Annotated in this window: 10 protein-coding genes; 7 read left to right on the plus strand and 3 right to left on the minus strand. The window is 53.6% G+C overall.

Annotated features, from left to right (window positions below; genetic code table 11):
- Positions 1 to 154: 154 nt before the first annotated feature.
- A complete protein-coding gene (gene yegD / locus AC0XWG_RS15480; protein ID WP_475680798.1) occupies positions 155 to 1,507 on the minus strand; it encodes a molecular chaperone in 1,353 nt (450 codons plus the stop codon).
- 130 nt (positions 1,508 to 1,637) lie between these two features.
- Here yegD and alkA point away from each other — a divergent pair, with 130 nt between their 5' ends.
- Complete coding sequence (gene alkA / locus AC0XWG_RS15485) at positions 1,638 to 2,510, plus strand: DNA-3-methyladenine glycosylase 2 (RefSeq protein WP_475680799.1); 873 nt, start codon at positions 1,638 to 1,640, stop codon at positions 2,508 to 2,510.
- Here alkA and AC0XWG_RS15490 read toward each other — a convergent pair.
- The gene (locus AC0XWG_RS15490) at positions 2,475 to 5,804 is read right to left on the minus strand and encodes a diguanylate cyclase (protein WP_475680800.1); all 3,330 of its coding nucleotides are present in this window, start codon (positions 5,802 to 5,804) and stop codon (positions 2,475 to 2,477) included. The two genes, alkA and AC0XWG_RS15490, sit on opposite strands and share 36 nt — an antisense overlap.
- 343 nt (positions 5,805 to 6,147) lie before the next feature.
- Here AC0XWG_RS15490 and udk point away from each other — a divergent pair, with 343 nt between their 5' ends.
- The 3 genes from udk (at position 6,148) to asmA (ending at position 9,335) form a co-directional block, all read left to right on the plus strand.
- Complete coding sequence (udk, locus tag AC0XWG_RS15495; protein WP_008500855.1) at positions 6,148 to 6,789, plus strand: uridine kinase; 642 nt, start codon at positions 6,148 to 6,150, stop codon at positions 6,787 to 6,789.
- Between the two features lie 91 nt (positions 6,790 to 6,880).
- Complete coding sequence (dcd, locus tag AC0XWG_RS15500) at positions 6,881 to 7,462, plus strand: dCTP deaminase (RefSeq protein WP_028016363.1); 582 nt, start codon at positions 6,881 to 6,883, stop codon at positions 7,460 to 7,462.
- A gap of 22 nt (positions 7,463 to 7,484) precedes the next feature.
- Positions 7,485 to 9,335, plus strand: a complete 1,851-nt coding sequence (asmA, locus tag AC0XWG_RS15505; RefSeq protein WP_475680801.1) for an outer membrane assembly protein AsmA — start codon at positions 7,485 to 7,487, stop codon at positions 9,333 to 9,335.
- Positions 9,336 to 9,378: 43 nt separating this feature from the next.
- Here asmA and AC0XWG_RS15510 read toward each other — a convergent pair whose 3' ends face one another.
- The gene (locus AC0XWG_RS15510; protein WP_475680802.1) at positions 9,379 to 10,962 is read right to left on the minus strand and encodes a TerC family protein; all 1,584 of its coding nucleotides are present in this window, start codon (positions 10,960 to 10,962) and stop codon (positions 9,379 to 9,381) included.
- Between the two features lie 692 nt (positions 10,963 to 11,654).
- Here AC0XWG_RS15510 and AC0XWG_RS15515 point away from each other — a divergent pair.
- The 3 genes from AC0XWG_RS15515 to wzc are packed head-to-tail and all read left to right on the plus strand — an operon-like array spanning position 11,655 to position 15,409.
- Complete coding sequence (locus tag AC0XWG_RS15515) at positions 11,655 to 12,794, plus strand: polysaccharide export protein (RefSeq protein WP_028016366.1); 1,140 nt, start codon at positions 11,655 to 11,657, stop codon at positions 12,792 to 12,794.
- 6 nt (positions 12,795 to 12,800) lie between these two features.
- Complete coding sequence (wzb, locus tag AC0XWG_RS15520; protein ID WP_028016367.1) at positions 12,801 to 13,244, plus strand: low molecular weight protein-tyrosine-phosphatase Wzb; 444 nt, start codon at positions 12,801 to 12,803, stop codon at positions 13,242 to 13,244.
- A gap of 2 nt (positions 13,245 to 13,246) precedes the next feature.
- Positions 13,247 to 15,409 (plus strand): tyrosine-protein kinase Wzc, encoded by a 2,163-nt coding sequence (gene wzc, locus AC0XWG_RS15525; protein ID WP_475680803.1) that lies wholly within the window; start codon positions 13,247 to 13,249, stop codon positions 15,407 to 15,409.
- Positions 15,410 to 15,418: the final 9 nt, after the last annotated feature.

Below are 15,418 nucleotides of genomic sequence, written 5' to 3' on the forward strand. Positions count from 1 at the left end.
TACGTTCTCATCCTGAATACTTCGGGGAATGATACTAGTTTAGTCAGGTAACACAGCGGAAAAATGGAGGAAATATGGAAGACTGTCAGGAATGGTCTGAGTATGGTGCTCTTTTTAGCCGGGTGGAGCGGATACGCCACCCGGCACAATGAGACTAGCTAAACATCACCTGCGCCCAGCGCGCCAGACCGGCGGTAACGGAACCAAAGTCATCGCCACCCGCAATCGGAATGCCCGGCAGCTGTTCCGCCAGCGCTTTTTTGATCAGCGGTGAACGCGCGCTCCCCCCGGTCAGATAGATAACGTCCGGTTTCTCTTTGCCGTTTTCCAGCGCCAGCTGCACCTGCTCCAGAATACGCTGCAGCGGCTGCGCGAGCGCAGCCTCCAGCCCGTCCTGAGAAATCGCAGTGGCCAGATCGTCGCTGATAAACGGCAAGGAGACCGCATGCTCAGCGCGGTCGGAAAGGGCGATTTTGCTCTCTTCTGCGGTACGTACCACGCGATAGCTAAGACGCTGACGCCACACTTTATACAGCAGGGCGACTTTTTCGGCGTCCTGCGCGTCGCGTACCAGGTCGTTCAGGAAACGGCCATTTGCAGTGCTGTAAAAATCACTCTGCGCCGGGACGTCGTTAATCGCGATAGCGTTCCACCATGGCAGGATTGGCAGAGCGATACCTTTTTCAGTTTGTCCGCCCATGCCGAGCAGTGGCATCAGGCTCTTGAACGCCAGGGCAATATCGAGATCGTTACCGCCGATACGGCAGCCACTGTGCCCCAGCAAGCTGTTTTCGCGGTCGCGACGGTTATGCCATTGTGGCCCCATCAGCAGCAGCGAGCAGTCCGTCGTACCGCCGCCGATATCCACGACTAATACGCGTTTCTCTTCCGTCAGTGTGGCTTCAAAATCCAGTCCCGCCGCAACGGGCTCATACTGGAACACCACGTCACGGAAGCCTGCACGGTGCGCCGCACGTTCAAGGATACCCTGCGCCTGCTGGTTAGCGTCATCTCCCCCCAGACCCTGGAAGTTGATCGGACGGCCAATCACCGCCTGGGTGATCGCTTGCGACACCTGGGTTTGCGCCTGATTGCGAATGTGCAGCATCATGGCGCAGACCAGATCTTCAAACATCGCCACCTGCTGTGGCTTCAGACCGCTGGCACCCAGGAAGGATTTTGGTGATTTAACGAAGTAAACCTCTTCGGGATCTTCGATGTAGTGCCCGAGCGAAGATAGGCCGAACTGCACGCTGGAAGGCGTAACGTCGATATCTTCCTCGCGGTTAAAACTGACCGCGCGGCGCAGCAATGCCTGAGTCTCCGCCGCGGTGGCCGGAACCTGATGATGGCGGAACAGCCATTCGCTGACCGCTTCGCGGGTAGGTGCGCAGAGCATTGAGGGCAGCAGCGTACTCTCTTTTTCCATTTTCAGGAGCTGTGGCTGTCCGTCCTGCATAATTGCAACCGAGCAGTTTGCCGTACCGTAGTCAAATCCAATAAACACGAATAATCCCCATGCCAGTGAGAAGGGGCGAGACTTTAACGAAATGTCTGCATCGCGACAACAGGAATATGAAAGCAAGGCGAAACAAGGTCTTTCGGTTTATGCTGAGGGGAACAAAAAAGGAGCGACAATGTATACCCTGACCTGGCAACCCCCTTATGACTGGCAATGGATGTTTGGCTTTCTTGGCGCTCGTGCGGTAGAGGGCGTTGAGACCGTCACTGAATACTATTACGAGCGCAGTTTCGCCTGTGAGGGGCACCAGGGGATCTTTCGCGTTACACCGGATAACCTGACCCACACGCTACAGGTGACGCTGAGCCTCGGGTTAATCCCGGTTGCGCAAACCTGTCTTGAACGTATTGGGCGTCTGTTCGATCTGGCCTGCGATCCGCATGAAATTCACAAGACGCTTGGCGATCTCGGCGTTGCACGGCCAGGCTTGCGTTTGCCGGGGGCGATGGACGCGTACGAGCAGGGCGTGCGGGCGATTCTCGGGCAGCTGGTGAGCGTGGCGATGGCGGCGAAACTGACGTCGCGCGTGGTGGCGCTGTGCGGCGAACCGGTAAACGATTCGCCAGGCTATGTCTGCTTCCCCACACCACAAGCGCTGGCCGCAACGGACCCGCTGTCGCTGAAAGCGCTCGGGATGCCGGTCAAACGCGCTGAGTCGTTGATTCATCTGGCGCAATCGGTCATTGAAGGCACGTTTCCGCTGACGCCACCTGAGGATGTTGAGGCAGGCATGAAGGCCTTGCAACAGCGGCCTGGAATAGGGCGCTGGACGGCAAACTATCTGGCTCTGCGCGGCTGGCAGGCGAAGGATGTTTTTCTGCCGGATGATTATCTGATTAAGCAACGCTTTGCCGGGATGACGCCAGCGCAAATTCGTCGCTATGCTCAGCGCTGGCAGCCCTGGCGCTCTTACGCGCTGCTGCACATCTGGTATACCGACGGCTGGGCGCCGTCAGTTGATAGCGAAATAACTGGTATTGAGAAGTAGATCCAGCGGCTGTGGCTCGGCAATCGTGTCACCATAAATAAAATCGAGCCCGATGCCAGAGAGTGTATCCATCATGATCGGCTGATTACAGGGACCCGCGATGGTTTTCATCCCCAGGCGCTGGGCATGGCCCTGGATGATAGTCACCATCATTTCATCCATCAGGTTGCCATAAACATTGGTTACCACTTCCGCATCCAGCATTAGATAGTCGGCCATATTCGCGCTCAGGTGGGTAAAGACGTTCATGTCACGCCCCACCTGACTGAAGATCACGCGACAACCCGCCTGACGAAGCTTTTGCAGCCCCCGTTGCAGGTTTTCATCCGGGTTGCACACCACATCGGCAGGGATGATCAGATGCAGAAGACGGCCCGGCAGTGGGCTTTTATCCAGCAGGTCGAGAAGTTCATCGACCAGCGTCACGCTGGCCAAACCGGCTTCAGAAAGCGGCAGTGCAACGCCCATACCTTTACTGGCAACCTGTGCGGCAGAGGTACGGAAAAATTCGCTAAAGATCCGTCTGTCGAGAGCGTGCAACAGCTCAGGCTCCGCCAGGCCAGATCGGAAGGCGTGTTCTTCCTGTACTTCGCCCTGGCTGGTCCACAGGCGTAACGAAATGAGCCAGAAGTTACAGCTTTCCGGTATGCGTGGCGAGGCGACACTGCGGGCTATCATCATCAGATGATTGTCTTTAATCATGTGCCACTGTTCATCCAGTGACATCATGCTGCGTGCGCTGTGGTCCCGCTCCTGCTGAGGTTCGTAAACCGTGACGATGCCGCGCCCACTGTTTTTCGAGGCATAACAGGCGATATCAGCCTGTGACATGATTTCCGATGCCTGATGATTATTTTCATCAATCAACGTGATACCTGCGCTGGCACCAATTCTGTGCAGGCGTCCTTCCCACATAAAGTGATAGCCATTGATGGTATGGATCAGGCGGCTGGCGATATAACGTGCGCTCTCTATGTTGCAGTCCGGCAACAGCAAACCGAATTCGTCCCCGCCCAGACGCGCCAGCACATCACTCGAGCGAAGCATGGTCAACATTAATGAAGAGAGCTCCCTGAGCAGGGCATCACCTGCGGCGTGGCCTGCCGTATCGTTGACCGCTTTGAAACGATCAAGATCGATAAAGACCAGCGCATGGCGCTGGCGCGTTTCGCGAACGGTCTGCAAGAGCCGTTTGAGATGATTTTCGAAGCTAACCCGGTTTGCCAGGTGGGTCAGGGCATCGTGGGAGGCGCTGTAACTCAACTGGCGCAGCATTTTGCGCAACTCTGTCACATCCTGAATCACGATAACCGAGCCAATGTTTTGTCCGTCCAGTGTGCTGAGCGGCGTAATGCTGTAATGAATATCAAAATTACCGCCGGTGCGGCAGTTCAGGACCACGTCCTGATCGATATCGGAACGGGACATATCACCGCTATGAATGTTCTCCATCAGCGGCCCTTTTTCACCAAAGGTAATATGCAGCACCCGCAGGATGGGCTGACCGATAGCTTCGGTCTGCAGCCAGCCGCTCATTTTTTCGGCAACCGGGTTCATGAAGGTGACATTCATGTTGATATCGGTGCACAGCACCGCTTCGCCGATGGAGTCGAGGGTTATGTGCAGACGCTCTTTTTCCTGGAACAGGGCCTCGTTGAGTTGCTTAACTTCGGTCATGTCCATGTTGATACCGAGCAGGCGTTCGACTTCGCCCTGCTTGTTCAGCACCCGGTTCGCCAGAGAGCGGATATGTCGCACGCCGTCCTTCACGCGGATGCGGAATTCAAGCTTAAACGGCAAACGGGCGATCAGAGAGTCCCGCAGCACCTTTTCTGCATGCGCGCGATCCTCAGGCAGCATCGTTTCATGCCAGAGTTGCCAGGTGGGCTTGATGTGCAGCGGTATTTCATACAGCTCGAACATCCGTTTGTCCCAGCTAATAATGTCAGGCTCCAGGTCCCACTCCCAGATGCCGATCCCCCCCGCTTCGTTGGCAAGCGTAATACGCTCCATCAGGCGTTTGTTGACCCACTCGGTCTGCTTCAGGTCATTAATATCTTCGATCTGGGCAATAAAATAGAGGGGTGAGCCGTCGGTATGACGCACGACAGAGACAGCAAGAAGCGCCCAGACCACCTCTCCATTGCGCGTGTAGTAGCGCTTCTCAAGGGTGTAGGTATTAATCTCTCCGTTGACCAGTTGCTCCAGTTGTTTCAGGTCGGTATGCAAATCTTCCGGCCAGGTTAACTGCTGGAAGGTGAGCGACTGGAGCTCACTCTGGCTGTAACCGAGAAAGTTGCACAGTGCCTTGTTGGCCTGAAGCCATTTGCCCTCAATGCTGACCAGCGCCATCCCGATAGCGGAATACTCCATCGCGTTACGAAAACGCTCCTCGCTCTCGGTAATGTGTTTGCGTTCTGCGCGGAAAGCATACATCACCATGGTCATTACGTTGGCAGGCAGAAGCAGCATCAGGAACGGTAGCCACGGCGCATTCAACATGGCGTTAGTATGCTGAGTGGTCAACGCCAGAGGGTTACGGGCGATCATCAGGGAAACCACCATAACGGTGACCAGAAACACCATGAACGCTTCCATTCGCGGCAGGCGTACGGCACTCCACATAAGCAGAACGATAACGCAGGTAAAGGGCCACGGCAGCCAGCTGATAGCTGCCCAACTGAGGACTAACGTCACCGCCATGGTGGTCAGCGTTTCAAGCAGTAATCTCGGATCACGATGGCGCAGCAGATAATGCGGTTTAAAAAGCAATCCTAACGGCACCAGCGCCAGCGCACCGATGGCTTCAGACAAGACCCAGACGAGGAAATTACGCAGTGGTTCTGGAGTAGGGACCAGAAAATAGACCAGAACACCGCCCATCAGTGGTGGCACCAGCGCGCTGCCAATGGCCAGACGGATCCAGTCATTCAGATTTTGCAGCGGGTTATACCACGGGAGCAATTTGCGCAGTAGCAACGCGCCAATCACAGCTTCAATCACGTTGATTGAGGGGTAGATGAAGCTTGTCGCCCCCCACGAAAACAACATCCATGAAGCCAAAATATTGCCAAACGAACAGGCCAGAGCAATCCCCGGCCACATTTTTCCCGCATGGCGGTAAAACGCCACCATCATGATGGCGGTGGGAAACCAGAGCGGCGCCAGCAGAGTACCGAAGCGAGTTAGCTCAAGCGAAAATAAGGTAAAGATAAAGGTGACCAGGCCCAGACAGACAAGTCGTAATAAAGGATGTGGGGTGGTAACCAAAACCCGCTGGTATTGTTTATTCATTACCGCTTTATCCAGAGACGCCATGCCGCCAGGAAAGAAGTCCGGACGAGTGAATTTGATAATTTGGTTTATGCTAGTACAAACAATTTACAATTCATATGGTGACTGCTCATAATTTGACATCATAGACTTATTAAATAGTTACTCTTAAAAAAATCCATGTTAATTGCTGAAAAAGTGTTCATTTAAATTTAACTAAAGGAAGAATGCGTCACTTTTCAGGCTGTCTCGCAGAACCTGTGCTTTCGACTGGTATCACGCTCCCGAAATCCCTATAATTGCCGCGTTTGACGCTCCGGCGTCGTCCTTCCTTAACATCCAGGTTAATCAGGTCGCTAAATTTATGACTGATAAGTCTCATCAGTGCGTCATTATAGGCATCGCCGGCGCATCGGCTTCAGGTAAAAGTCTAATTGCCAGTACGCTTTATCGCGAACTGCGTGAACAAGTAGGTGATGAGCACATCGGCGTCATTCCCGAAGACAGCTATTACAAAGATCAATCCCATCTGTCGATGGAAGAGCGTGTAAAAACCAACTATGACCACCCAAATGCAATGGATCACAGTTTACTGTTCCAGCATCTGGAAGCGCTTAAGAGCGGCCAGGCGATTGAACTGCCGGTTTACAGTTATGTAGAACATACCCGCACTCAGGAAACTATCCGCATCGAGCCGAAGAAGGTCATCATCCTGGAAGGCATTCTGCTTCTCACTGATGCCCGTCTGCGTGAGTCCATGAACTTCTCTATTTTCGTCGATACCCCGCTGGATATCTGCCTGATGCGCCGCATCAAACGTGACGTTAATGAGCGCGGTCGTTCGATGGACTCCGTCATGGCGCAATACCAGAAAACGGTCCGCCCAATGTTCCTGCAATTTATTGAACCGTCCAAGCAATACGCCGATATCATCGTGCCGCGTGGGGGCAAAAACCGCATAGCTATTGATATCTTAAAAGCGAAAATCAGCCAGTTTTTTGAATAAGCCGCGTGAATTGTGTACCGTTCAGAGATAACCTGGTTTTACCCTGAGTGTTTACCGCCTCAGGGTACGATGCATGAAAGGAGAAAGTGCCATGCGTCTTTGTGATCGCGATATTGAAGCCTGGCTGGATGAAGGCCGTTTGTCTATTACCCCACGTCCACCGGTGGAGCGTATCAATGGTGTGACCGTTGATGTGCGGTTGGGGAATAAATTCCGTACCTTTAGTGGCCACACCGCGCCGTTCATCGACCTCAGCGGGCCGAAGGATGAAGTCAGCGCCGCGCTCGATCGCGTGATGAGTGACGAAATCGTCATTGACGAAGGCGAAGCCTTTTATTTGCACCCAGGTGAACTGGCGCTGGCGGTGACGTATGAATCCGTGACGCTGCCAGCGGACCTGGTTGGCTGGCTGGATGGTCGCTCATCACTGGCGCGTCTGGGGTTGATGGTTCACGTAACCGCGCACCGTATTGATCCCGGCTGGTCTGGCCGTATCGTACTGGAGTTCTTCAATGCCGGTAAACTGCCTCTGGCTCTACGCCCTGGAATGATGATCGGCGCGTTAAGCTTTGAACCTCTGTCAGGTCCTGCCGATCGTCCTTATAACCGCCGTCAGGACGCAAAATATCGCGACCAGCAGGGCGCGGTTGCCAGCCGTATTGATAAAGACTGATCGTTAGTCCATCGAGGATGCCATGAGAAGAGTTCTGACAACGCTGATGATTTTGCTGGTGGTGCTGGTTGCTGGCCTTTCGGCGTTGGTTTTGCTGGTTAACCCGAACGATTTCCGCACTTACATGGTGCGGCAGGTCGAGGCACGCAGTGGTTATCAACTGAAGCTTGACGGGTCGCTGCGCTGGCACGTCTGGCCACAGCTCAGCATTCTCTCTGGTCGCATGTCATTAACGGCGCCGGGGGCTGCTTTGCCACTGGTCTCAGCGGATAACATGCGTCTCGATGTGGCACTAATCCCGCTGTTCTCTCACCAGCTGCAGGTTAATCAGGTGATGCTGAAAGGCGCGGTGATTCAGCTCACTCCGCAAACCGAAGCCGTTCGTGACGCGAATGCGCCGGTTGCGCCGCGAGAAAACACCCTGCCCGATGAACCGTCTGATACGGGCTGGTCCTTTGATATTGGTAAACTGAAAGTTGCTGATAGCGTGTTAGTTTTCCAGCATGAGGATGAGGAGCAGGTTACCGTAAGAAATATCAACCTGCAGATGGAACAGGATGCGCATCATCTGGCAACGGTGGAATTTAGCGGACGGGTGAACCGCGATCAGCGCGATCTGACCCTGTCGCTGAATGCCAACGTGAATGCATCGGATTATCCGCATCAGCTTACCGCCGACATTCAGCAACTGAACTGGCAACTGACGGGAGCCGATCTGCCCTCTCAGGGGATAACCGGTCAGGGAACGTTGCAGGCCGTGTGGCGTGAAGAACAAAAACAGCTGGAACTGGACAACCTCAACCTGCAGGCGAATGACAGTAGCCTGAAAGGGCAGGCGAGCGTCTCTCTCGAGGAAAAACCGAAGTGGGTTTTGAATCTGCAGTTTGACAAGCTTAACCTGGAAAACCTGCTGCCCCCTCTGCCTGCAAGCGCAACGGACAGCGATGCCACGCAAACGGGGCAAAGCCAGACACCGGTCTCACGCCCGGTTATCTCGTCGAATCTTGAACAGCCTGACTATAATGCCCTGCGCGGATTCACGGCAGATATTCTGCTGAAAGCCAATAGCCTGCGCTGGCGCGGCATTGATTTTACCGATGTAAGCAGCCAGATGTTCAACCATAACGGTTTGCTGGTGATCTCTGAACTGAGCGGCAAACTGGGGACCGGACACCTCTCACTGCCGGGCACGCTGGATGTCCGTAAAGATGTTGCCAGCGTCGAATTCCAGCCGCGTCTCGATAACATTGAGATTGGTACCATCCTGAAAGCCTTCAACTACCCGATATCTCTGACCGGGCAGTTGACGCTGGCGGGTGACTTCTCCGGTACAAAAATTGATGCCGATGCTTTCCGTCGCGAGTGGCAGGGGCAGGCGCATGTTGATCTGAAAAACTCCCGCATGGAAGGCCTTAACTTCCAACAGCTGGTGCAGCAGGCGGTTGAACGCAGCAGTGATGTGAAAGCCCAGGAAAACTACGATAGCGCCACGCGCCTCGACAGCTTCACCACCGACCTGACGCTGGATAACGGACAGCTTACTCTGGACAGCATGGAAGGAACCTCTTCCATGCTGTCACTGACGGGAGACGGTTCACTGGATCTGGTGAAAGAGACGGCGGACACCCGTTTTAATGTAAGGGTACTTTCCGGCTGGCAGGGTGAAAGTAAGCTGATTGACTTCCTGAAAGAGACGCCGATTCCGCTTAGCGTATATGGTAAATGGCAGGCGCTGAATTACAGCCTTCAGGTGGATCAGATCCTGCGTAAGCATCTGCAGGATGAAGCCAAACGTCGGCTTAACAGCTGGGCGGATCGTAATAAAGATTCACAGACAGGCAAAGATGTGAAAAAGCTGTTGGATAAGCTTTGATGTCTGTTGTGCCGGGTAAGGCGCTGCCGCCTCCCGGCTTTTTTTACACCTCAAAATCCAGCTCTTCTTCATCTCGCAGGGGGATGATTTGAACCTTTTGCACGCGATGGTTTTCAATCTGTAGCGTTTTAAGCAGATAGTCGCCCACCTGAACCTCTTCCCCCGGCTGCGGGATACGCTGCAAATACTCCATCAGCAGACCGGCGATGGTGTGATATTCACGTTTTTCATCCAGCGGTAGCGGTACATATTGCACCAGGTCCTCAAGCGGCATATGGCCGTTGGCCGTCCAGGAACCGTCAGCATTTTTCTGGATGTCATGGCGGGCATCAATCTCATCCACCTCGTTGGGTAAATTACCGGCGATGGTTTCCATCACGTCGCTGAGCGTGACCAGTCCTTCAACCGAACCAAACTCATCTACTACAAAAGCGAAGTGCGTGCGCGCGTTACGGAATTGCTCAAGAGCAGAGAGCAGGTGCAGCCCCTCCGGGAAAACCAGTGGCTGACGCACCAGGGCGCGCAGGTTTAACGCTTCACCGTGTAACTGTTGTTGCAGCAGGTCGATGACATGTACCACCCCCAGCAACTCTTCCTCTTCCTCACCGCCAGTCACGACCACACGGGTATGCTGATTTCTATCCAGCAATGCGCGAATGTGTTCTTCCGGTGCTGTCAGGTCGATATGCTCGATATCATGACGTGAAGTCATGATGCTGCTGACTGAACGCTGATTCAGATTGAGCACCCGCTCAATCATTAGCCGCTCCTGCGGGTTAAAGATCTGCCCGTCGTTATGATCGGCCAGCATCGCAGAAGATTCGGCATCTAATTCTGCATCCTCTTTTTGCCCGCTGAGCAGGCGCATCACGGTATCGGCAGTGCGCTGACGCAGGCTCTGGTTTGCCGACAAAAAGCGGCGACGGTTGAATATGGCGAGCTGGTTCAGTGACTCAATCATCACCGAGAAGCCGATCGCGGCGTACAGGTAGCCTTTAGGAATATGGAAGCCAAAACCGTCGGCTACCAGGCTAAAGCCAATCATTAGCAGGAAGCTCAGGCAGAGGATGACGATGGTCGGGTGGCTGTTCACAAACCGCGTCAACGCTTTGCTCGCCATTACCATCAGCGTGATGGCGATAATCACCGCGGCCATCATGACGGCAAGATGGTCCACCATCCCGACGGCAGTGATCACCGAGTCCAGAGAGAAGACCGCATCCAGTACCACAATCTGTGCCACGACCGGCCAGAATTTAGCTCCCCGTCGCTGTGTGGGATTTTCGCTGTCTTTCCCTTCGAGCCGTTCGTTCAGTTCTACTGTGGCTTTGAACAACAGGAACAACCCGCCGAAGAGCATGATCAGGTCGCGGGCGCTAAAGCTGATATTGTATAGAGTAATCAGTGGCTTAGTTAGCGTGACAAGCCAGGAAATTGACGCCAGCAGCAGCAGTCGCATCGCCATCGCCAGCAGTAAGCCCGTTACGCGCGCGCGGTCGCGCTGGGAAGGGGGGAGCTTTTCAGCGAGGATGGCGATAAAGACCAGATTATCAATACCGAGAACTAATTCGATGACGACCAGCGTAACCAGCCCGGCCCAGATTGATGGATCGGCAATCCATTCCATAGTAATAGCAATACCTTCTGTTATATGACCAATGTCACACTTCGATCATGGATAAAGCTGAAAGAAATTGCAATGCCGGGCTGCGATTTCTCTTAATACGATGTACTAAACAGAATGGCATTGATTGAAACTGTAAATAAGGTAAATGCGTAGATTTAATTACAGAAAGGAATTTTAGGATATATCGCAGCTAATGGTTTTTATTTTTATATTGTCAATATAAAGAAAATCCTAAAAGGTGAAAACTTTGCTCTTAATATTAATCTTAAAAACAGATATTGAGAGAGATGTCTCCTTGCCTGCTATTAGGTAAGCTGCAACAATTCTCCCGGCACCAAATGTTAAATCACGGTGTTGCAATTATTGTTTTGGTCTTCAGACAGGGTTATTCATTGTCCGTTGGATGTTTCAGGCGGTTGATATATTTCCAGAAGACCATCCTCAAGAGGGTGTCTATCCATAACACATTGTTTAGTCAGTGGATTGGTAACTGAAAGCCAAGGGCGGTAGCGTGTCTGAAAGCGTGTGAATCAGCCCCGGTTATTCTGTCAAGAGCCAATGGATGAATAAGCTTTTTTTAGGACTGATGCCAGTTATATTTCTATTTGATTAACTGCATGCTGAAACCCAATACAACACGAGCTTATTTAAATTGAACGGGATAATTACTCTGCCAAAGTGATAAATAATCAATGATGAAATCCAAAATGAAATTGATGCCATTATTGGTATCTGCACTCTTGATGAGCGGTTGTACGGTCTTTCCCGGCAGCAATATGTCCACGATGGGCAAGGACGTGATTAAACAACAAGATGCCGATTTTGATCTCGACAAAATGGTGAATGTTTATCCGCTCACGCCGCGTCTGGTGGAACAATTGCGTCCACGTCCAAATGTTGCCCAGCCGAATATGTCTCTGGACCAGGAGATCGCCGCTTACCAGTACCGCGTGGGGCCGGGTGACGTTATCAACGTGACCGTCTGGGATCACCCTGAACTGACCACCCCTGCGGGTCAGTACCGTAGCTCAAGCGACACCGGGAACTGGGTGCAATCTGACGGCACCATGTTCTATCCCTATATCGGCAAAGTGCATGTTGCCGGAAAAACGCTTGCCGAGATCCGTAGTGATATTACCGGCCGCTTAGCGCAGTACATCGCTGACCCGCAGGTGGACGTTAATATCGCCGCATTCCGCTCGCAAAAGGCCTATATCTCCGGCCAGGTGAACAAATCTGGTCAGCAGGCCATCACCAACGTCCCACTGACTGTGCTGGACGCCATTAACTCTGCGGGTGGCTTAACCGATGGTGCCGACTGGCGCAACGTGGTGCTGACCCACAACGGTAAAGAGCAGCGTATTTCTCTGCAGGCGCTGATGCAAAACGGCGATCTGACCCAGAACCGACTGCTCTATCCGGGTGACATTCTTTACGTGCCACGCAATGACGATCTGAAAGTCTTCGTGATGGGGGAGGTGAAGAAACAGAGCACCCTCAAAATGGACTTCAGCGGTATGACCCTGACCGAAGCGCTGGGCAATGCGGAAGGTATCGATCTGACCTCGTCTAACGCCAGCGGCATCTTTGTGATCCGTCCACTGAAAGGTGAGGGCAGCGCGAAAGGCAAGATTGCCAACATTTATCAGTTGGATATGTCCGATGCGACCTCTCTGGTAATGGCCACGGAGTTCCGTCTCCAGCCATACGATGTGGTGTACGTCACCACCGCGCCGGTTGCCCGCTGGAACCGCCTGATCAACCAGTTGCTGCCAACCATCAGTGGCGTTCGCTACATGACGGATACGGCGCGCGACATTCATACCTGGTAATCCATGATGTTTAACAAAATTCTGGTGGTATGCGTGGGGAACATTTGCCGTTCCCCCACGGCTGAAAGGTTGCTGAAACAGTACCAGCCTGCATTGGTCGTTGAGTCTGCAGGGCTGGGGGCGCTGGTCGGCAAAGGCGCTGATGAGCATGCAGCGAGCGTGGCCCGGGATCATAACCTTTCTCTTGATGGCCACATTGCCCGCCAGGTCACCGGCCGGATGTGCCGGGAGTATGACCTGATCCTGACGATGGAAAAACGCCATATTCATGCGCTGTGCGATATCGCTCCGGAGATGCGCGGCAAGGTGATGCTGTTTGGTCACTGGGACAATGAACGCGAAATCCCTGACCCGTATCGCAAAAGCCATGAGGCCTTCGAGGCGGTTTACACCTTACTTGACCAGTCTGCCCAACAGTGGGCGCAGGCACTGAAAGCTCAGCAGGGATAACAATGACCGAAAAAACAAGACCTTCTGCCGCCCCGACTTCGGGCAGTGATGAAATTGATATTGGGCGCCTGGTCGGCACGGTTGTAGAGGCAAAGTGGTGGGTGCTTGGGATCACCGCCGTGTTTGCCGCGGCCGCTGTCGTCTATACGCTGTTCGCAACGCCTATCTACAGCGCTGATGCGCTGGTACAGATTGAACAAAATACCGGCAACTCGCTGGTGCAGGATATCGGCTCTGCGTTGGCGAACAAACCGCCGGCCTCCGACGCTGAAATTCAGCTGATCCAGTCACGTCTGGTGCTGGGTAAAACGGTTCACGACCTCGGGCTCGATATCTCCGTCACCAAAAATACCTTCCCGATATTTGGTGCGGGCTGGGATCGGTTGATGGGCAGAAACAACGACACGGTGAAGGTCACAGACTTCGTGCTGCCGAAAGGAGCAGCCGATCCGACCTTTACCCTGACGGTGCTCGGCCCGAAACAGTATCAGTTGACCAGCGACGCGGGCTTTAGCGCGCGCGGCGAAGTGGGACAGATGCTGACCAAAGAGGGCGTCAGCATGATGGTCAGCGCGATTAACGCCCACGAAGGGGGGGAATTCACCGTCACCAAATTCTCCACGCTGGGGATGATCAACAATCTGCAAAACAACCTGACCGTCACTGAAAACGGTAAGGACACCGGCGTGCTGAGCATGACCTTTACCGGTGAAGATAAAGATCAGATTCGCAATATCCTGAACAGTATCACCCGCAACTATCTTGAGCAGAACGTTGAGCGTAAGTCGGCGGAAGCGGCGAAAAGCCTGGCCTTCCTCGCGAAACAACTCCCGGAAGTGCGCGCCCATCTGGATGAGGCCGAGAACAAGCTGAACGCCTACCGTCAGGATAAAGACTCTGTCGACCTGCCGCTGGAGGCGAAATCGGTTCTCGATTCGATGGTCAACATTGATGCTCAGCTCAACGAGTTGACCTTCAAAGAGGCGGAGATTTCCAAGCTCTATACCAAACGTCACCCGGCCTACCGCACGCTGCTTGAGAAACGCCGCACGCTGGAAGAGGAAAAGGCAAAGCTCAACGGTCGCGTGACTGCGATGCCGAAAACGCAGCAGGAGATCGTGCGTCTGACCCGCGACGTGGAATCGGGCCAGCAGGTTTATATGCAACTGCTGAACAAACAGCAGGAGCTGAAAATCACCGAAGCCAGTACCGTCGGGGACGTCCGTATTGTTGACCCGGCCATTACTCAGCCTGGTGTGCTGAAGCCGAAGAAAGCGCTGATCATTCTCGGGAGCATTATTCTCGGTCTGATGCTCTCCATCGTTGGCGTGCTGCTGCGTTCGCTGTTCAACCGCGGTATCGAAAGCCCGCAGGTGCTGGAAGAGAACGGTATCAACGTCTACGCCAGCATCCCGCTGTCTGAATGGCAAAAATCCCGTGACAGCGTCAAAACCATCAAAGGCGTTAAGCGTTACAAACAGAGCCAGTTGCTGGCGGTGGGTAACCCGACTGACCTCGCCATCGAAGCGGTCCGCAGCCTGCGTACCAGCCTGCACTTTGCCATGATGCAGGCCAAAAACAACGTCCTGATGTTAACCGGCGTCAGCCCTTCAATCGGTAAGACCTTCGTCTGCGCCAACCTGGCGGCGGTGGTCAGCCAGACCAACAAGCGTGTGCTGCTGATCGACTGCGATATGCGCAAAGGCTATACCCACGAACTGCTGGGCACCAACAACGTTAACGGTCTGTCGGAAATCCTGCTGGGTAAAGGTGAGATCGGCCAGAGTGCAAAACCGACAACGATCCCGAAATTCGACCTGATCCCACGTGGACAGATTCCGCCGAACCCATCTGAACTGCTGATGAGCGAGCGTTTTGCTGAGCTGGTGGAGTGGGCAAGTAAGCATTACGACCTGGTGCTAATCGATACTCCGCCAATTCTGGCCGTGACCGATGCCGCCGTGGTTGGCCGTCTTGCTGGTACTACGTTGATGGTCGCGCGCTATGCGGTGAACACCATTAAAGAAGTGGAAACCAGTCTGAGCCGCTTCGAGCAGAACGGGATTGAGGTCAAAGGGGTGATCCTGAACTCCATCTTCCGTCGCGCGAGTGGGTATCAGGATTACGGTTACTACGAGTACGAATACAAATCTGACAGCAAATAAAAATCCCCC

Source organism: Enterobacter sp. DVT3837, from assembly GCF_056238685.1.

Coding starts and splice junctions, on each gene's coding strand:
- wzc (WP_475680803.1), top strand. CDS start 13,247: ATGACCGAAAAAACAAGACCTTCTGCCGCCCCGACTTCGGGCAGTGAT.
- udk (WP_008500855.1), top strand. CDS start 6,148: ATGACTGATAAGTCTCATCAGTGCGTCATTATAGGCATCGCCGGCGCA.
- asmA (WP_475680801.1), top strand. CDS start 7,485: ATGAGAAGAGTTCTGACAACGCTGATGATTTTGCTGGTGGTGCTGGTT.
- dcd (WP_028016363.1), top strand. CDS start 6,881: ATGCGTCTTTGTGATCGCGATATTGAAGCCTGGCTGGATGAAGGCCGT.
- alkA (WP_475680799.1), top strand. CDS start 1,638: ATGTATACCCTGACCTGGCAACCCCCTTATGACTGGCAATGGATGTTT.
- AC0XWG_RS15490 (WP_475680800.1), bottom strand. CDS start 5,804: ATGAATAAACAATACCAGCGGGTTTTGGTTACCACCCCACATCCTTTA.
- AC0XWG_RS15510 (WP_475680802.1), bottom strand. CDS start 10,962: ATGGAATGGATTGCCGATCCATCAATCTGGGCCGGGCTGGTTACGCTG.
- wzb (WP_028016367.1), top strand. CDS start 12,801: ATGTTTAACAAAATTCTGGTGGTATGCGTGGGGAACATTTGCCGTTCC.
- AC0XWG_RS15515 (WP_028016366.1), top strand. CDS start 11,655: ATGATGAAATCCAAAATGAAATTGATGCCATTATTGGTATCTGCACTC.